Source organism: Acinetobacter sp. 1125_18A (assembly GCF_052824985.1).
Genome location: NZ_VTDG01000010.1, coordinates 42,991 through 62,444, shown reverse-complemented (window position 1 = coordinate 62,444; position 19,454 = coordinate 42,991). Strand labels below are relative to the sequence as shown.

Sequence of the window (19,454 nt, the reverse complement as noted above, 5' to 3'; positions counted from 1 at the left end):
TTTTTTTTACTAGTCCTAATCCCTTTCCTGTGATATAAAAAATCAGTAGGCATGAATTTTGCATTGCTTATTCACATAAGATGAAATGAAATAATACAGTGTGGGAATTATGGGTATGAAGTTATCGGTTGGATTAAAAGTTGCAAATTCGTTGTCGCTTACGCCACAACTGCAACAAGCCATTCGATTACTGCAATTATCGAGTTTGGAGCTTGAGCAAGAAATTCAAATTCAACTTGATAGTAATCCTTTGCTTGAAAAAGTTGAAGAAGAGACACATGAAAGCCCTGAAAATGTAAAACAAGAACAACAAGAATATGAGCTTTCAGATTCTTTAAATGCCAACCACTTACCTGATGAACTGCCTGTAGATACAGATTGGGATGATGTCTATACCCATCAATCAACTGCAATGGAGCGCCCTGAGTTTGAGGATCGTGAAGACAATCGTCATTCAGAAGCATCATTAAAAGAACATATGTTGGGGCAAGTCAATTTATTGCATTTTTCTCCAGTGGATAAATTGATTGCGTATTGCATTGTCGATGCTTTAGATGAAAAAGGATTTTTGGCTGCCGATATTGAAGAAATTGTCAGCTCAGTACAGCATCTACTACAAACAATGGATTATGACATTGAAGTTGAAGAGGATGAGGTTCTGGTTGTTTTAAAACATATCCAACGCTTAGAACCGATTGGTATTGGTGCTCGTAGTCTTGCAGAATGTCTTTTTGTGCAAATTGAGGCTTTAGCTACCACCACACTGTTTAGGAAAGAAGCGCTGATGTTGTTGAAACATTATGAGCTTTTGGTCAGTAATGACTTAAATAAACTGATTAAGCAAACGGGTTTAAATGCTGAGTTATTAAAGTCAGCAATTGATTTATTGAAAACCCTTAAACCTTATCCGGGTGCTGAATTTGAGCAAAAAGAATCAGATTATCAAATTCCAGATGTGGTGGTGTCCAAGAAAAATGACCATTGGTATGTTCAACTTAATCCAGATATTTTACCAAAACTTCGAATTAACTCATTTTATTCAGGCATGATTAAACGTGCTGATCAAAGTGATGATAATCAATATTTACGCAATCAAATGCTTGAAGCAAAAAACTTTATTAAAAGTGTCGATGAACGTCACAAAACTTTATTAAAAGTTGCAAGTTGCATTGTGCAACATCAACGTGAGTTTTTAGAAATCGGTGCTGAAGGAATGAAACCTTTGGTTTTGCGAGATGTTGCAGAAGAAGTGGAATTACATGAGTCAACAGTTTCCCGCGTCACCACCAATAAGTTTTTACTGACACCTCGTGGTCTATTTGAGCTGAAATATTTCTTTTCGAGTCACGTTGGAACCACTTCTGGAGGAGAAGCATCGTCGACGGCCATTCGAGCAAAAATCAAAAAGCTTGTTGCAGATGAAAACCCACGTAAGCCGTTGTCAGACAATACCATTGCCAATTTATTAAAAGAAGAGGGGATAGATGTGGCACGACGGACAGTCGCAAAATATCGTGAATCGTTACATATTCCGTCTTCATCTGACCGAAAAGTGTTGATCTAAATTTTAAAGTGTGGCTATTCTAATTGTTCATTATGACGAAATAATGAATCGCTTTTTGTCTTTTGGAGTAACTTAAATGATTGCATGATATTGAGCACAGTTTCTTCCTTGGTGAATGCTGTCATGAGATCGTTTGGGTTATGACTTTCATATTCCTATATAAGGAGAGGGATAAAGCTATGCAAATTACAATCCGTGGACATCACTTAAGTATTACACCAGCAATAGAAGAAAATATTCGAGATCGATTTACCCAGATGACCAAGCATATTGATCAGGTCAATAGTATGCAGGTCAAGCTGAGTAAAGATCATCAATTGGATAAAAGATCAAAAAAAGGCAGTGCAAATCATATTGCTGAGGCAATTGTTCGTTTGCCGGGTATAGAGCTTTTCGCCCAAGCGAGCGCTGATGATATGTATAATGCGATTACAAAATTGACAGATAAATTAAAAAGGCAATTAGATAAGCATCGGAAAATGCAGTTGGATTATCAACCAATGGAAATTTTAGCGACATAAAATTGATATTTTAAAAGAGGTTGAAAAGACCTCTTTTTTTTATCTATATTTTTTGTACAAGTTAATGAATTATTTCGGTGAGTTATAGTAAAATATCCGGTTTTTACACTGTCAGTCCTATAAGAGGTCGATGCAATGAATAGTGAACAGCTCACTGAAATCTTAAAAGCAGCTTTTCCTGATGCTGAAGTTGCTGTCAGTGGACAAGCAGGTAAATTTGACCTCCGTATTGTCGACAATCAGTTTGAAGGGAAACGTCCTGTTCCTCGTCAACAAGCTGTTTACGCGCCACTTAATTCTTATATTGCCAGTGGTGAGGTACATGCGGTAACTATTCGTGCAATGACTAAAGAAGAATGGCGCAAAGCCAGTATGTTTGGAGCTTAAGCGTCAATGGATAAATTTGTCATTCAAGGTGGTGTAAAACTCGAAGGTGAAGTTCGTATTTCTGGTGCGAAAAATGCGGCTTTACCTTTATTGGCTGCAATGATTCTTGCAGATACACCGATTACATTAAAAAATGTTCCAGATCTAAAAGACGTTCGTACTTTAGTTAAGCTGATTGGTGGTTTAGGTATCACCATGAGTTATGAGGGCGAAACGGTTATCGCGGATACCTCTACACTGGATAATCAGTTTGCACCTTATGAACTGGTTAAAACCATGCGTGCATCTATTTTGGTGCTCGGGCCACTGTTGGCGCGCTATGGTAGTGCAAAAGTTTCACTTCCTGGTGGTTGTGCAATTGGTTCACGCCCTGTTGATCAGCATTTAAAAGCCTTAGAAGCTTTGGGTGCACAAATTGAGGTCGAAGCAGGTTATGTTCACGCCAAAGTGGATGGCCGTTTAAAAGGCGGTGAAGTCATCTTCGATATGGTGACTGTAGGTGGAACCGAAAATATTTTAACTGCTGCAGTATTGGCAGAGGGTGTTACAACAATTCGTAATGCTGCGCGCGAACCTGAAATTACAGACCTTGCACTAATGCTTATTAAAATGGGTGCAAAAATTGAAGGTTTAGACACAGATACCTTAGTGGTCACTGGTGTTGAAAGTCTCCATGGCTGTGAATATTCAGTGGTTGCTGACCGTATTGAAACCGGTTCATATTTGGCCGCGGCAGCAATTACGGGCGGTAAGGTAAAAACCACACATACTGACCCAAATCTTCTTGAATCTGTTTTAGATAAGTTTGAAGAAATGGGTGCAGAAGTCACACGCGGTGAAGACTGGATCGAATTGGATATGCTGGGGAAACGTCCGAAGGCTGTCAGCTTCCGTACCTTGCCACATCCAGAATTCCCAACGGATATGCAAGCACAGATCATGGCGGTAAATGCCATTGGACGTGGTTTTGCAACAATTTCTGAAACGATTTTTGAAAATCGTTTTATGCATGTACCTGAGTTAGCTCGTATGGGCGCAAATATTCAGGTTGAAGGTAATGATGCTGTTGTGACAGGGGTGGAAAAATTATCTGCTGCACCTGTTATGGCAACTGACCTACGTGCTTCGTTTTCTTTAGTTTTGGCTGCTTTAGCTGCTGAAGGGGAAACTATCATCGATCGTATTTATCATATTGATCGTGGTTATGAAGATATCGAAGCAAAGTTACAAGGTCTAGGTGCCCAAATTAAGCGAGTGAGCGAGTAAGTTAATGAGCGATATGAGAAACGATGATCCTAACTTTGACGTAATGGGCAATTTTGATCATGGTTTAACTTTGGCATTGAGTAAAGGGCGTATTTTAAAAGAAACGTTGCCTTTACTTGAAACTGCTGGAATTAACTTATTGGAAGATCCTGATAAATCTCGTAAGTTAATTTTTCCAACCACACACAAATCCGTTCGTATTTTAATCTTGCGTGCTTCTGATGTGCCAACGTATGTTGAGAATGGCGCCGCGGATATTGGTGTGGCGGGTAAAGATGTGTTGATGGAACATGGCGCTCAAAATGTCTATGAACCATTAGATTTAAAGATTGCCAACTGTAAATTAATGACCGCCGGTAAAGTGGGCATGGTTCGTCCTAAAGGACGTTTAAAAATTGCCACCAAGTATGTAAATTTAACTCGTCAATATTATGCAAGCTTAGGTGAGCAAGTTGATGTGATTAAACTTTACGGCTCAATGGAATTAGCCCCATTGGTTGGTTTGGGTGATTATATTGTCGATGTAGTGGATACCGGAAATACATTACGTGCCAATGGTCTAGAGCCTCTGGAAGAAATCTGTAAAGTCTCTTCACGTTTAATTGTCAATAAAGCCAGCTTTAAGCGTAAGCAAACTTTATTAAATCCAATTCTTACTCAGCTTGAAAAAGCAGTAGAAGAGCGTCAAAAGAACAATTAGTCCATTCATGTTTGTTCGATAAAGATACCGTCTAATTTTAGGCGGTTTTTTTATGCGATTTATGTTAAAAAATAACCATCCATGATTTAAAAAAAAGAGCTTATGAAAACACCTCAACAGCGCAAAGAACAGGCAATTTTAAATCGTGAGGCTTCAGCGCAAGATATCATCAATATGGTGTGGAAATATGAGGCATATTGGGTATTGTTATGGGCTTTGGGGATTGTGGATGAGTTAAGTTATCCAGCAGATATCGTTGATTGTGATTTTGCTATTCAAGCTGTATCGTCGTGCGATACCTTTGCTGAATTTATGGCAAAAGTACACTTGCGGGATAGCGAAGAAATTTTAGATCAGGCTGATTTAATCTATCGTTATGATTGGGCATGTGTAAATGCGCGCTTAAAGCAACAGGATGCACCTGAAAATTTAAATTCATCTATTGTTGTGGAACGGCATGGTGCATTGAACTGGCTGATTCAGGCTGATAGTGACTGGGATCATCCTGATGTGAGTACCTAAATAAAAATTTGCTGTGTCAAAAGTTTTTTGCAATCAAACTTTCCTATTAAAGTAAGTTGAAATGTTGCGGTGATGTTGCCCACAAGATACTCAAAACAAGGTAAACTAAATCTTTCTTAAACAACCTTGTGGGTAAATTGATGCGACGTTTATCGACTCAAGAGCAGAACTTTAAACAAGTCTTTGCTGACTTGTTAGCTTTTGAAACAGTGAGTGATCCTGAGCTTTTAAAAACAGTAGACCAAATTATTGCAGATGTGCGTCAACATGGCGATGCACATGTACTTAAACTCACTCAACAGTTCGATCGACATCCAGCGCATCAATTTTCAGATTTAGAACTGACACAAGAACAACTTAAAGTTGCATTTGAGGGTTTAACTTCAGAAGTGCGTGAAGCTTTGGAAATGGCGGCCAATCGGGTTCGCTCATTCCATCAGGCTCAAAAACAAGACGGTTGGTCCTATGTGGATGAATTAGGAAATACCCTGGGTCAAAAAGTTACCCCTTTAGACCGTGTTGGTATTTACGTTCCAGGTGGTTTGGCTTCTTATCCATCCTCTGTGTTGATGAATGCTTTACCCGCGCACGTGGCTGGGGTAGCAGAAATTATTATGGTGGTACCTGCGCCAAATGGTGATTTAAATCCTTTGGTATTGGCAGCTGCTTATTTAGCGGGTGTAAGTCGTGTGTTTACGATTGGCGGTGCGCAAGCAGTTGCCGCACTAGCTTATGGAACAGAAACAATTCCAGCAGTGGATAAAATTACAGGACCAGGTAACCGTTTCGTTGCTGCGGCAAAACGTGCTGTTTTTGGTCAAGTCGGTATTGACATGATTGCAGGGCCTTCTGAAATTTTGGTTTATGCAGAAGGTCACAATGACCCGAAATGGTTGGCGATGGATGTTTTGTCACAAGCTGAACATGATACGGTGGCACAAGCGATTTTTATTACGCCTGATGAACAGCTGTTAAATGATGTCGAGCAAGCCATTGAAGAACATTTGGCTGCACTACCCAAAGCTGAAATTGCACGAACTTCGATTGCAAATCGTGGTGCTTTGGTCTTGGTTAAAGATCGTCAAGAAGCCATTGATTTGATTAATCAAGTTGCGCCTGAGCATTTGGAATTGTGCTTAGATGACGCTGAGCAGATGTCAGAAAGTATTCGCCATGCAGGTGCAATCTTTATGGGGCGCTATACACCAGAAGCGATTGGTGATTATTGTGCGGGACCTAACCATGTCCTACCTACTTCTGGTACAGCACGCTTTTCATCACCTTTAGGTGTTTATGATTTTCAAAAACGTTCAAGTTTGATTATGTGTTCTGAGCAAGGAGTTAAATCGCTTGCCAAGGCCGCAGATATTCTTGCACAACAAGAAAATTTAGATGCGCATGCCCGATCAGCAAGATATCGTTATCAGTAATTCACCAATGGCCCAGTATCCGTAAAAAATCCTTCTCCCTTATGGAGAGGGTGTGGATGAGGGTGTAAAAATTTAACTGACTTAGTTTGGGGATTCTATTGAAATACCCAAACCCTCTCCTAGAGTGAGAGTGCTTATATAAAGTAAGTCAAGTGAGAAAAAATACGAGATAAAAATGCCAAATATTAGCCCTGAGCAAATGCGTTTTTGGAGCCCTGATGTACGTGAATTAGAACCGTATGTTCCGGGTGAGCAGCCTAAAATCCAAAACTTATTAAAACTGAATACCAATGAAAACCCCTATCCACCATCGCCAAAAGTGGTTGCAGCGGTTCAGTCCGTACTTATAGATTCAGCAGATGTATTACGACTTTATCCAGATCCAGATGCATCGGCACTCAAACAAGCGATTGCGAAACAACAACATGTAGATGTCGCAAATGTCTTTGTTGGTAATGGATCTGATGAGGTTTTAGCCCATATTTTTAAAGCATTTTTTGTTCAAGATAAGCCGATTCTATACCCGGATATTACCTATAGCTTTTATCCTGTTTATAGTCAGTTTTTTGGAATTTCAACCCAAACTAAAATCTTGCCGTTAAATGATGATTTTGAAATTGATGTGGCTGATTATAAACAGCCGAATGGTGGGATTATCATTACCAACCCCAATGCACCAACCAGTATTGCATTAGGGCTGTCTGCAATTGAACAGGTCTTGCAAGCCAATCCTGATTCGGTGGTTGTGATTGATGAAGCATATGTGGATTTTGGTGCTGAGTCAGCTGTGCATCTGGTTGAAAAATACGAAAACTTAGTGGTTTGCCAAACGACTTCAAAATCTCGTTCTTTGGCAGGTTTACGCGTTGGTTTTGCAATTGCACAGCCACATTTGATTGCCGCATTGGAAGCTGTTAAAAATAGTTTTAACTCCTATCCAATTGATCGTTTTGCAATAGCTGCAGCTGTCGCATCATTTGAAGATCAAGAATACTTTGTAGCACAATGTCAAAAAGTCATTGTGAGCCGTGACAAACTGGTGGCAGATTTAGCGGCGCTTGGGTTTAAAGTATTACCATCTTCAGCCAACTTTATTTTTGCGTGTTTACCCTCAAAAGATGCTGGTGAACTGGCAAAAGCATTGCGTGAACGTGGCATTATTGTTCGATATTTTAATAAGCCACGGATTGATCAATTCTTACGTATCACTATTGGTACAGATGAACAAAACCAACGCCTTGTTGATACATTAAAGCATGAGATTTTAGTCTAGGATTCATGTTGAGGTTGATGCCATGTTGTATTGAGTAAATCAAGCATGGCAGCAACTTTATCAAAACATTCCTGATATTCTGCATCACAATCTGAAGCGATGGTGATTCCACCGCCTGCCCACAATGAAACATCATCTTGATATTTTTGAATTGAACGAATCAAGATGTTCCAAGAACCGGTTCCATCAAAATTAAAATAGCCCAGTGATCCGCAATAAGCGCCTCTTGGCGCACTTTCAAGTTCTTCAATAATTTGCATGGCGCGAATTTTGGGTGCACCAGTAATTGAACCACCTGGCAACGCTGAAAATAAGACATTAAATGGATTGACATCCGGTTTTAGGATGGCAGTCACCTCACTCACCATATGATGTACTTGGTTAAAAGATTCAATATTAAACAGTTTTGGGGTTTTTACTGAGCCAGTTTCAGCATAGACACTTAGATCATTGCGTAATAAGTCCACAATCATGACATTCTCTGCTTGATCTTTTTTAGATTGAATCAAAGCATTTTTTGATTGCGCATCTAAAGTTGGATCGTCATAACGAGGCATTGTCCCTTTTATGGGTTTGGTGATAATTTTACGATCAGCTTCGAAATCAATAAATAACTCAGGTGAGCAACTCAGTAATTCAAAATCATTGATTTTTAAATAACCCGAATAGGGAGCATCTGTGAGTGTCCAAAAGTTTTCGGCGGTATCTAAAAGTAAACCTTGTGCTTTTGCAGTGAATTCCTGAGTTAAATTAATTTGATAGCAATCACCCGCTTTTATATATTCTTGGACTTGTGTAAATGCTTGATCATATTGTGGCTTTGTCCACGTCGCAGTACAGTTTGATAAAAGTTTAAAGCTTTGATTTTGTGTGACTGGTCTGGTTAATAAATCTTGTATAAAGTTGAAAAACTCTTCTGCACAGGCTTCTAAACTATAAAAAAAGAATTGTTCATTTTCTCGTTTGATAAATGTTTTATAAACACCCATGTAAAAATTAGGTTGAGACTTGGTTGTAGCATCAATGTGTTGCTGAGAGGCATAGTTGTAGTCAATAAAACCCATATATCCACCCTGAAAAGCATGCTGTTTCGGGGCAGATTGAGAGCTGAAGTTAAAGAAGTGACTTAAATGAGGATCGGCTTTATCTTTTTGATAATGGGTAAAATGATTTCTGGTATAGCAAGAAAGTTGTTGCTGGATTGAGATACAGTATTGTTCAGGTGAAAAAGCAACAATATCTTCGCCCGCGTTTTTTAAATAGATACAACCGAATAATGCATCAATACGGTATAATAAATCTGTAGTGCTATTTGATGAAAAATCTAATAACTTCCGAAACATAGGGAGGGTTAACTCAAGCGCGAAAAGGGTTTATAAAGCACTATTCTACCTGAAAATAGCACTTATAAAAGTGTTTACCGTTTATCGGTTTAATTGGGTTTTTGATAAACAGCAGTTGAACAAAAAGTAACATACCGTTAATTTAAAAGGGCAAAACGGACTACTCAAGGATTGGTGTTCTAAGTTGTAAAACAACTAAAAACAACAGGGAACTATGGAGAGTGGTTAAAAATGAAAAAAAATGCTCTTGGGAGAGTACAGATTATGAAATTATTTACTAAACTTGCTTTAGTTTCTGCAGTGGCTATGAGTTCAAACGCAATGGCAATGCAAGCAATGGATGATGCAGCGCTGAGTGCAACCACTGGTCAGGATGGTATCAGTATTGGTATTGACGCATCTAAAGTTGAAATTGCAAAACTACATGTTTTTGATGGTGATGGTTTGGCGGTAAATGCAACTACTGGTGGTACTGGGAATGCTGGTGCGATTACTTTAAATAATGTAGTTGTAACTAAAACAGGCGCTACGGGTAACTTAGCTGACTTGGTCATTGATACTGATGGCGGCTCTGCTGGTAAGCCATTCTTAAACGTTGCCGCTGCAATTAATGCATTAAAAATCGAATTAGGTAAAATTGAAGTAAACGATACTACTGGTGCGGCAGGTGCATATAAGCCTGGTACTGGATCAGCTGAAATTTTAAGTGGTTTGACTGTGAATGTAGGTTCTACTACTGCAAATATTCAATTGGGTAATACGCCTCAAGGTGCAATGATTAAATTGAATGGTTCGATGATTGGTGGTTTATCAATCAGTAACTTAGCCTTGAAAGATGCTTCTGCAGCAGGTGGTGGTTATATCGTACTGGGCGGCATTAAAGTGACTGACAGTGGTTCTAGTAATTTGGCTTTAGATGCTGATGTTGCTGTTACTACACAAGGTTTGGCTGTAACTGCAATGAAAAGTACAACAGGTACAGACATTTACCTAACTAAAGTTGTGTTGGGTGGTGGTACAGGCTTTGTACCAGGCACGCCTGGAACCCCAGGTACTGGAACAGGTTCTGGTTCAATTGGTGATGTTGCGATTACAGGTATGAAATTCTATAACGGTGGTTCAGCAACGCCGAATGGTGTAAAACTGACGATTTCTGGTCACTAAGTCTAGAATTAAAATTTCAGAAAAGACGCATGCAAAGCATGCGTCTTTTTTTTACAAAAAAGCTGGGAAAAAGCGACAAAAGTTGAAAAAAAGACTGTTTTTTTTTTCAAAAACCGTTATCTTCATAATCACAGGGACGTAGAGTGTTCACTCTAAAAATAAAATCAGCACTTTAGGCAAAATACTGCCGAAACTTGATAGTTAAAATTATGATAGAAATTACTTTAGGTTCGGCATTAATGTATTATTTTGCCAACCACGCCTTAGATGTGAAACCCAAGCCAAAGGATGCGATTTACTACACTGAGCTTGCGGATTCCAGAGATAAATCATTTACACGTAATCACCGTGAAATGGTGCATGTTAAACCTGCTTTAGAAAATCAATTCCGTGGCATCGTACGTCAAGGATATGACTATAGTTGCGGTTCCGCTGCGTTAACAACACTGTTAAATGGCTATGTTGGGACGAACTTAACTGAACAACAAACCATGGAAGGCTTATTACGATTTGGAGAATACAACCGTATTATTGAGCGACGAAGTTTTTCATTGCTGGATATGAAGCGTTTTGTTGCTGCAATTGGATATGAAAGCGGTGGCTATAGAGGCGAGTTCACAGACCTAATCAATCAAAATCAACCGGTGATTGTGCCAATCTCTTATGCGGGTTTTAAACATTTTGTTGTATTTAAAGCTTATAAAGATGGCCGTGTTTATGTGGCAGATCCGGCCTTGGGGAATATTAGTTTTGATCAAGAGCGATTTAAGCAAATTTGGGAAAATAACACCTTATTTGTGATTAATGCGCCAAAAGATCAACAACGCAACCTGTTGGCACTACAAGATGCGGATATGCGCCATGTAGATGATGCAACAATTAACCGTTACGCTTTAGTTGAAGCGCAATATTCAACAGATTATACCAATAAATTAGCAGATAAGGCCTCGACAATGCGTAAGGTGATTGACCAAGATACCAAGTCTGCAACATACAATCAGCCAATTACATCTTATATGCGACTCTATTATAAACGTAAGTAAAAGATGGATTAAAAAATTACATAACTGAATTGGAATTTTTGGAATAGGAAGAATATGAATAATCAGTGGATGAAACGGACTTTACTTGCGGTGAGTATTCAGTTTGCAATTGGAAGTTTATATGCAGCTGAAACAGAGCCAAGTGCGGATGTAGTAGCAGATCAGGCTGTGAGTACAGACAATGCCAGTTCAGCAACCAGCAGTCAAACAGCTCCAGTTGCAGAGGTGGCACAAGCTACAGAAGATGTAAAAATTAATAAAGATGAAACAAAATCTTTAGCACCTAAACCAGGCACACAAGCTGCGGAAGCATTACAGAAGAAAGAAGGTGATGCTTCTCAAGAAACCAATTTACAAGAAGTTTTTACATCGAACGAACGTCAGTACTCTTTAATTAAAAAAGGTGAATTCTCAACTTTTTATGATTTGGATTATTCCTACTATCGTGATTCACAGTTAAATTTAGGAATCAATGAGGGCACAGCTTATCAGCTTCGTGTTGATGAAGATGCCAGCCATACGATTAGTAATACATTTACTGCACAGTATGGGATACGTGATAATTTAACTTTTACTGCATCTATTCCTTTTATTGCCAAATCAGATAGTTTAAAAGATGCTACGGCTGCGGGTCTAGGGGATATTAACTTTGGCGCACGTTGGGAACCTTTCCCGCTGAAAGCAGGGCGTTTACCACTTATTTTATTTGGTAGCTTATCGACCAAAACTGGTGATAGTCCATATGAGATAAACCCAGAAAAAGACCTTTCAACAGGTAAAGGCTATTATTCTGTAGGTGTTGGCGCAAGTACCCGTAAATATATCGACCCTGTTGTACTGTTTGCATCTGTTTCTGCCAATTATGGATTTAAAGAAACTGGTTTGAATCAAGTTCGTGGTGGGGGTAATGCCAATGGCGCTGGTGGTGATCAGTCCTATCAACGCGTTTTAGAAGAGTTTGATCCTGGTATGACCGGTGGTTTCTCTTTTGGTTTTGCCTATTCGTTTAACTACGATGTTTCGATGACCATGTCATATCAACAATCATTCAATATGAATACTTCATTTAAATATAGAGCTCAAGAAGGACTTGCAGATTCATATAAGGCAGCAGACCAATCTAGCGGGATGTTTTCCATTGCTTTAGGGGTACGTGTCAATCCAGATACGATTGTCAATGGTACGTTGGGGATTGGCTTAACAGAAGACTCACCAGATATTTCGCTTGGTCTATCTTTCCCATTGGATATTTTAGGCTTCGGTAAGAAGAAAGCTCACTAAAGGAGTGTAAAGTATGAAAAACATACGTTTGCGCCCAATAGTTACAGCGATTTTATTAACAGGGTGTTCAACTCAAGTATTTGCGGCGTTAGGACTTAACCTATCGGTAGATATACGCTCACTAACCATGGGGAATGCAGTAACTGCAGACCCACCAGGAATTAGTGCCATTCATTTTAACCCTGCAGCATTAACTAAACTTAAGGGCTTGCAAACTGACGTACAAGGGATTGTTGCAAACTTTGATATACAGCGTGAATTTTCTGCTCCGCCTGGTTATAACGTATTTGGTTATTCTGATGATCCATTGATTTGTAATGACGCACCAGACAATCCTTCGGGCCTTTGTACCGATTACAAAGATTCAGTACGTGGCGATGTCGAATATGCCAGTTTATATGTTCCTATTCTAAAGAAAGTGGTGGATTTAGGGCCTGGCTGGCCTGTTTTAGCACCAACAGGGGGGATTTCCTATAACCCACCTGGTTCAAAACTGACCTATGCAACTGCTGTATATGCACCAATGGTGGCTGGTTTTGGATCAGAAGACGGTAACCCTGGTAACTACATGGGGCAACAAGTTGCTATTGAACGTATAACCTACTTATCTCCATCTATTGCATACCAAGTCAGTGATGAATTGTCTATTGGTGCTTCGATCGGGATGTCATACAACGCGATGGCATTAAAAACCGATCTAAGATTTCCAAATGAAATGATTGGTGTTCTACGACTGATTGATGAATCGGTTTGTGGGCCTTTCCGAAATAATTCAAATGTGATTACTGACCTTCTATTATTTGGTATTTGTAATGCTGATGAGGGAATGAATCCATTTGGTCAATTCGGTAAGATGCAGGTTAGTCTTGAGCAGAGTTTAAGTCCAAGCTATAACTTAGGTTTAATGTGGGAACCTACGGATAACTTTGGTTTTGGTATGGTGTATCAAAGCTCTGCCAAAATGCGTATGAAAGGTAAATATTTTATCGATAATGCCAACGCACCGCGAGAACTTATAAAAGGTTTAAACTCTTCAGCAACAGGACAAATTCTTGCGGCGATTTTAGGTTTTCCAGGTTATATTCCGCCGACTGAATCTGGTTTGATTTCAATGGATTTGGAATATCCTGCTCATTTCCAAACGGGTATAAAATATAAGATTTTACCTGATTTACAGGTAAACTTTGATGTAGGTTGGACTGACTTTAAAGCATGGGAAAAGTTTCAGTTTGAATTCGATCGACAGATTTCAGCATTAAAAATTGCCAAATTATTATCCAATCAAGTTACAGATACCTCATTGGCCTTTCCTTTAGGCTTTCAGTCACCATGGAGCTGGGGAATTGGTATTGAATATTCAGCAAATGATCGTTTAAAGCTTCGTGCAGGTTATGAACCTCGTGCCAGTGCGATTCCAGATAATAAACGTAATACCATGGTGCCGATTAACAATGCGCAATTATTTGGTTTAGGTTTAGGTTATCGTTTTGATGAAGATAGTGATATTGACTTATCGATCGGTTTCTTACGTAGCCGAGATAATATCCCTGCAAACAGCAGTAGTTTGGCAAACAAGACTGGGGTAGATAACTTGTTACTCAACCCATATGCCGGTTTAAATGTAAAAACCAATACAAAAGTTACAATTCTAGGGCTTAACTACAGAACGAGATGGTAATGCGTTTGAACGTTGAAAAAAAAACAGTCGTAACTTCTTTGTGGCTAGCGTTAAGTTTTAGTCTAGCCACATCAGTTTCTTATGCTGCCAATTTTTATACAATTATTGGCCCTGATGGGCACCCAATGATTGTTCAGAAGCCTGAAACAGTTCCAAAAGTAGTAGTAAAGCAAAAAGATAAACAAGTACAAGAAGTTAAGCCAATACAAGAAGCTAAAAAAATACAAGAGGCTCAAGCTGCTAAGCCTAATGTACCAGTGATTGAAGTACCTCCCGTAGTTAAACAAAGTCAAAAAGAGATCGAGCCTAAAAATGAACCATCAGTGGTTACTACTGCTCAGCCTGCACGTCAACCCGCTTTAATGGAGCATAAAGCTAAAATTCAAAGTCCTGTTCAGATACCAGATCAGCCTTTAGCACCAGCATCACAGACAATAGTGCCTCAGCTTGTTGTGGAAAAACTGCCACAGCAGCCTGCTGATATTACTCAACAAACCAATAATGTTAATAAAGTAGAAAAAGCAACTCCAATAGACCAAAATGCAGCCAAGACCAATAAAGAAGTTGCACCGAAAAGTAATCAAACTATAGAGGATCAGCATTTCACGGTCATTGATGGTGAAAAATATGTAAATAACGAGTATTTAGAAGATCGCGAATTCAATTTAGAGGGTAAAAAAAGATTCTATATGACGCCAGAGATTGGCGCAGTACATGGACGCTATGAAACTATTGAGCGACAAAAAGGTTTAAGTGCGAGTCTTTTAAACCGTATTCGTGGTAATTCAGAATCTGAAGAAAAAAAGCCTGTTGTTTTATCTTCAACCTATTTCCGCTTACCTAAAGATGAGGTTGTTCAAAACTTAGAGCAGGCGTGCTTCTCTGGTAAAAAAATAGTCAAAGCAAAAGATTTATCAATCAAAAATCAAGAAATTGGACTTTGGCCAGTTGCTCCCATTAAAGAAAATTTTGCTTATGAAGTAGTGAAATTAGATCCTAAAGTGCAAAATGTATTATTAACATCCTATGCATCGTCTTCAAAAGTTCAAAGCTATTATTGGCCTTTGGTGGTGTTTTTAGATGGACAAGGTTGTGTCCTCGAGGGCGTTAGCGGTTTTAAAAGTGAAGAATCTCACGACAATAATTTACAATATGCAGCGATGGAAGGCGTTTTAAGAAAACCTGATCAGGCTGTATATCTATTTTTAACACCATTATCCTCAGCATTAGATGTGGAAAATAAACAGTTAACAAATCATGGACAAATTAAGCTGAGTGTAATTCAGTAAGGATGAAAATATGAAAAAAAGATTATTAACCCCTTTGGTTTTAACCAGTTTAGGTTTAGCGCTCGCAGGTTGTGGTGGTGAAAGCTCAACAGTCAATGAAGACCCGTATAAAGGCATAAAAACCTATTCAAATGGTTGTGATGCAGATTCCACAGAAAAATGTTTAGGTTTTTATGTAGACTATCCTGTGGATGGCTTAAATTTTGATTGTAGTACAGATACTAAAAATCATTATGTGACTAAACTCGAGGGTGGCTTAGCACTCGGTGGTTGTTTAATTGGTGATAAAGCGAAGTTCTTTATACAAGGTTCTCAATCGGAAAGAAAAATTATTTTAGGTGATGTTGACCTTGCCAAAATTCGTCCTTTAAAAGTGCGTGGTCAACCTGCAGCAATTGGCTTGATTGATATTGCAAGTGCTATGACAGGCAAGCCACCAACCAGTATGACCATGAGTGATGATACATTTAAAGTAATGGTTGGGTTGGTTCGCGTTTTCCAAGCGATTGGATTGGAGCAAGATGCCAATCAGATTGGCGATGTACAACCAATTGAATTAACAGATAATATTAAAAATAATTTAAAAGCAGTTGATGCCGATATTGTTGTAAGTGATTTTATTAATGGTGGTTATGTTGCAAAACTAAAACCATGGGTCAATGTAGAGGCAGTTGATGAAACTTCTGCGAGAGAGACTGCACAACGCTTGATTCAACAGTCATTGGTTAATATTTATTCGACAAACTTCCTTATTTTCAGTGGTGCGAATGTTGATATTCAAGGTTTTACAGGTAAAAGTGAGTTAAGTACCAAAAATGAATCTATTGCCAATATGTATGTCGTCACTGACCGTCAAGGTTATACCTCTGGCTATGCAATGCAATGGGTAGGTGTACCTCAAAAAGTAGAAGGCAGTACAATTGCCGACTCACTGTTAAAATTCTTATTGCTCAATCAAGTTGTTCCACAAAAGCTCAATGTAAATGGTCAACCAGATTGGATTAATCCACTCACCCGTAAAATTACCTCTCCACTTGTGTTTAAAAAAGATCAAAGTTCGACGGATAAGCTTGAAATTTATCAGGGTGCTTTGCTGAATAATACTAGTGTTGCAGGTACTGAATATATGTATAAGCGAGTAACAGGTGCAACCACGGCACCTACAGATCCAACGGTATATGGGAAATGGCGTCAAACTTTAAATGGTGATCAGCTTTCTGGGGGGATTGATATCTATAAAACTAATCCTGCCAATTACTTAGATCGAAAAGTTTTCCTCACTAAAAATACCGTGAAAACAGGTGAAAAATATTATTTCCCACTGTATGCGAATATTACATTTACCTTTGACAACAAAGAAGTTAATCCAAATACGCAAACACTCGGTATTGTGATTGATGAAAATGGAGATGTTCGTACCAACTTAGGAAAAAATAATGCACTAAATTCAACTACATGTGCTGATGTAGATCCAAGCACTTATATAGATAAAGAAACTGGGGTACAACAGTATCGTATTGGTACCACAGGTACAGCTTATATTAATGGCAATGTTGAAAAATCGATTACAATGCGTATGATCCTTGCAAACCCAGTATTTGGTAATCTTGATGGTGCATTGGCAGGTTTAAATGAAACATTAGTTATTACACCAACAAGTGGTGCATCTAACGATGAATTAGCCAAGGCTTCGGTTTCTTCTGGTGGTATACGTTTAAATCTTCAACGATTAATCAATGAGCAAAATACCACCAGTGGTGTAAACATTACCAGTTGGTCGGGGAATACGACGCTGCCAGCGACTTGGGTGAATTTACATGCGGTTTATCAGTCAATTTATAACAATGTAGAAGCTAATAAAGAGAAAGTTACACCTGAGCAAAAAGAGCTAGCGAAGCGTTTATCAGGGACTTTAACTGTAAGTTTACCGCAGTGTTATACCATTAAAACCAAGTAATTTATGTTAATTAAAAAAACCTCGATTCAAGTGATTTGAATTGAGGTTTTTTGTGCCAATATTTTTTTAATGCTCAACCATTGGTCGAAGCAATATCTGGTTTTATTATCCTGTCTGATCTAATCGGGTACCCAATGTTTCTAGATGCATTGGAAATGTATTGGTTTTTCGGTCTTCAAAATAATGTCTTAACGTGTGTTCTACACTTGGAAAAGCTAAATCGTTCCAAGGAATCTCATGCTCTTCAAATAAACGACTTTCAATGGTTTCTTCACCTGCACCAAATACGCCATCTTTTATTTGTGTTTTAAATAAAACATAAACTTGTCCGATACGTGGAATATTATACATGCAGTAAAGCTGTTCAATCTCAACCTCAGCTTCTGATTCTTCACGTGTTTCGCGTGCTGCACCTTGTTCCATGGTTTCAAAAAGTTCCATATAACCAGCAGGTAAGGTCCATAGTCCATAGCGTGGTTCTATTGCACGACGACAAAGTAAAACTTTATTTTCCCAGATCGCTAAAGCACCACAAATCACTTTAGGGTTAACATAATGAATGGTGCCGCAGTGTGTACAAACTTTACGGATTTTTTGATCACCTAAAGGAATTTTTTCTATGGTTGGATGACCACAAGCACTGCAAAAACTCATAAGCTTCATTAAAAATGTGAGATAACTCAGCATAACTGAAAAATTCTACTTTCGCATCATTTATAGCCTTATCGATAAAATTTCCTATATGATAGAACGAGAACAAAAAAGATAGAGTGAGATCAATGAAGGATGATGAGCTAACCCAAGTATTGCAAAATCGATTACGTTTTGGCAAAAGAACTTATGCCGCCAATGCCGCAGTGCTCATTGCAATTACTCAAGAAGCTGATCCTAAAATTTTACTGACCAGACGTTCTGCTTATTTATCAAATCATGCAGGAGAGGTTTCTTTTCCAGGTGGAAAGCGTGACCCAAATGATACCAGTAATATCGTTGTGGCTTTGCGAGAAGCATGGGAAGAAACAGCACTCAATCCATTTGATGTCAAGCTGATTGGTGATTTACCCATGGAACGGGCAAAAAGTGGAATGACGGTAAAACCTGTTGTTGGGTTAATCCCGCCAGATATTCAATTGATTGCTCAGCCAAGTGAAATTGATCGTATATTCTATGCGCCGATTAAAAAAATGATGGAATCACAGCCTATTCCTTATGAAGTACGTTTGGCACATCAATCGGTTTATTTTCCCAGTCTAAGAATTGAAAATGAAATCATTTGGGGTTTAACCGCCAGAATTCTAATTTCATTATTTAAATATGGTTTGGACTATCAAAAGAACTGGCCATTTTTATTGAATTCTCCATCATTTAAATCACAAATATTCAATAAAAAGTAATGCTGAAAAGTTATGATCCAAGTGAATGGTCTTAAAATATCTCAAAGGAATGTAATACCATGATGTATAAATTTAAAGGTTTTGTGCCAAAAGCGTTACATGCACCTTTTGATGGTTGGGTTGCGGATAATGCGACGGTGATTGGTCAGGTCGAATTGGGACAACAAGTCAGTGTCTGGTTTGGTGCAGTCATTCGTGCAGACAATGCCAAAATTCATATTGGGAATTTTAGTAATATTCAAGAAAATGCCGTTTTACATACAGATACAGGAATTGAATTAACCGTTGGCGATTATGTAACCATTGGGCATCAAGCTATGTTGCATGGTTGCAGCATAGGCGATAACAGTCTAATTGGTATTAACGCCGTGGTTTTAAATCATGCTGTGATTGGTAAAAATTGCATCATTGGTGCAAATAGTTTGATTCCAGAAGGTAAAGTTATTCCCGATAATTCCTTGGTGGTGGGCTCACCAGGTAAAGTCGTGCGAACTTTGGATGAGAATGCGGAGAATTTATTAAAAATGAGTGCCTTGCATTATGCGTCCCATTACAAGAATTTTATTGATTTAGAAGAATTTAAATTTGATTAAAGTCGTGGTTCTAAAATTATCAATTAAATGCCAAGCACAATGTCTTGGC

At 38.6% G+C, this 19,454-nt stretch carries 17 protein-coding genes and 1 pseudogene; 16 read left to right on the top strand and 2 right to left on the bottom strand.

Annotation, left to right across the window (positions count from 1 at the left end):
* The first annotated feature begins 115 nt into the window (after nucleotides 1-115).
* The 8 genes and pseudogenes from FY049_RS16530 to hisC all read left to right on the top strand — a co-directional run bounded on the left by FY049_RS16530 (nucleotide 116) and on the right by hisC (nucleotide 7,663).
* Nucleotides 116-1,564, top strand: coding sequence for an RNA polymerase factor sigma-54 (locus FY049_RS16530; RefSeq protein ID WP_446084022.1), 1,449 nt, complete (start codon nucleotides 116-118; stop codon nucleotides 1,562-1,564).
* 179 nt (nucleotides 1,565-1,743) lie between these two features.
* Nucleotides 1,744-2,085, top strand: a complete 342-nt coding sequence (hpf, locus tag FY049_RS16525; RefSeq protein ID WP_004723731.1) for a ribosome hibernation-promoting factor, HPF/YfiA family — start codon at nucleotides 1,744-1,746, stop codon at nucleotides 2,083-2,085.
* 135 nt (nucleotides 2,086-2,220) lie between these two features.
* The gene (ibaG, locus tag FY049_RS16520; RefSeq protein WP_004723729.1) at nucleotides 2,221-2,472 is read left to right on the top strand and encodes a BolA family iron metabolism protein IbaG; all 252 of its coding nucleotides are present in this window, start codon (nucleotides 2,221-2,223) and stop codon (nucleotides 2,470-2,472) included.
* Nucleotides 2,473-2,478: 6 nt separating this feature from the next.
* Complete coding sequence (gene murA / locus FY049_RS16515) at nucleotides 2,479-3,738, top strand: UDP-N-acetylglucosamine 1-carboxyvinyltransferase (protein ID WP_004817645.1); 1,260 nt, start codon at nucleotides 2,479-2,481, stop codon at nucleotides 3,736-3,738.
* Nucleotides 3,739-3,742: 4 nt separating this feature from the next.
* A complete protein-coding gene (gene hisG, locus FY049_RS16510; protein WP_056515646.1) occupies nucleotides 3,743-4,438 on the top strand; it encodes an ATP phosphoribosyltransferase in 696 nt (231 codons plus the stop codon).
* A gap of 123 nt (nucleotides 4,439-4,561) precedes the next feature.
* Nucleotides 4,562-4,960 (top strand): annotated as a pseudogene (locus FY049_RS16505) (DUF4272 domain-containing protein); the annotation flags it as partial.
* Between the two features lie 128 nt (nucleotides 4,961-5,088).
* Complete coding sequence (hisD, locus tag FY049_RS16500; RefSeq protein WP_167321150.1) at nucleotides 5,089-6,390, top strand: histidinol dehydrogenase; 1,302 nt, start codon at nucleotides 5,089-5,091, stop codon at nucleotides 6,388-6,390.
* A gap of 175 nt (nucleotides 6,391-6,565) precedes the next feature.
* On the top strand, nucleotides 6,566-7,663 hold the full coding sequence (gene hisC, locus FY049_RS16495) for a histidinol-phosphate transaminase (protein WP_446084021.1): 1,098 nt from the start codon (nucleotides 6,566-6,568) through the stop codon (nucleotides 7,661-7,663).
* On the opposite strand, the gene FY049_RS16490 is transcribed toward hisC, so the two are convergent.
* On the bottom strand, nucleotides 7,660-9,006 hold the full coding sequence (locus FY049_RS16490; RefSeq protein ID WP_446084020.1) for an anthranilate synthase component I family protein: 1,347 nt from the start codon (nucleotides 9,004-9,006) through the stop codon (nucleotides 7,660-7,662). The two genes, hisC and FY049_RS16490, sit on opposite strands and share 4 nt — an antisense overlap.
* Nucleotides 9,007-9,270: 264 nt before the next feature.
* Between FY049_RS16490 and filA the strand changes: the two genes are divergently transcribed.
* From filA to filF, 6 genes are all read left to right on the top strand, one after another.
* A complete protein-coding gene (gene filA / locus FY049_RS16485; RefSeq protein WP_224964208.1) occupies nucleotides 9,271-10,170 on the top strand; it encodes a putative pilus system protein FilA in 900 nt (299 codons plus the stop codon).
* A 209-nt stretch (nucleotides 10,171-10,379) separates the two neighbouring features.
* Nucleotides 10,380-11,213, top strand: a complete 834-nt coding sequence (gene filB, locus FY049_RS16480; RefSeq protein WP_034613839.1) for a putative pilus system C39 family peptidase FilB — start codon at nucleotides 10,380-10,382, stop codon at nucleotides 11,211-11,213.
* Nucleotides 11,214-11,267: 54 nt separating this feature from the next.
* Nucleotides 11,268-12,494: a putative pilus system protein FilC gene (filC, locus tag FY049_RS16475; protein ID WP_224964207.1), complete on the top strand. Its 1,227-nt coding sequence runs from the start codon at nucleotides 11,268-11,270 to the stop codon at nucleotides 12,492-12,494.
* Nucleotides 12,495-12,507: 13 nt separating this feature from the next.
* Nucleotides 12,508-14,172: a putative pilus system OmpP1/FadL family transporter FilD gene (filD, locus tag FY049_RS16470; protein ID WP_224964206.1), complete on the top strand. Its 1,665-nt coding sequence runs from the start codon at nucleotides 12,508-12,510 to the stop codon at nucleotides 14,170-14,172.
* Nucleotides 14,172-15,461 (top strand): putative pilus assembly protein FilE, encoded by a 1,290-nt coding sequence (gene filE, locus FY049_RS16465; protein WP_446084019.1) that lies wholly within the window; start codon nucleotides 14,172-14,174, stop codon nucleotides 15,459-15,461. Before filD ends, filE begins: the two co-directional genes overlap by 1 nt.
* Before the next feature lie 10 nt (nucleotides 15,462-15,471).
* The gene (filF, locus tag FY049_RS16460; RefSeq protein WP_446084018.1) at nucleotides 15,472-17,418 is read left to right on the top strand and encodes a putative pilus system protein FilF; all 1,947 of its coding nucleotides are present in this window, start codon (nucleotides 15,472-15,474) and stop codon (nucleotides 17,416-17,418) included.
* A gap of 105 nt (nucleotides 17,419-17,523) precedes the next feature.
* Here filF and FY049_RS16455 read toward each other — a convergent pair whose 3' ends face one another.
* Entirely contained in the window at nucleotides 17,524-18,072 is a 549-nt protein-coding gene (locus FY049_RS16455; protein WP_224964203.1) for an NUDIX hydrolase, read from the bottom strand.
* A 125-nt stretch (nucleotides 18,073-18,197) separates the two neighbouring features.
* On the opposite strand from FY049_RS16455, the gene FY049_RS16450 reads away from it, so the two are divergent.
* Both FY049_RS16450 and FY049_RS16445 read left to right on the top strand, forming a co-directional pair.
* Nucleotides 18,198-18,812, top strand: coding sequence for a CoA pyrophosphatase (locus FY049_RS16450; RefSeq protein WP_056515624.1), 615 nt, complete (start codon nucleotides 18,198-18,200; stop codon nucleotides 18,810-18,812).
* 59 nt (nucleotides 18,813-18,871) lie between these two features.
* Nucleotides 18,872-19,405: a gamma carbonic anhydrase family protein gene (locus FY049_RS16445; protein ID WP_446084017.1), complete on the top strand. Its 534-nt coding sequence runs from the start codon at nucleotides 18,872-18,874 to the stop codon at nucleotides 19,403-19,405.
* Nucleotides 19,406-19,454 lie beyond the last annotated feature (49 nt).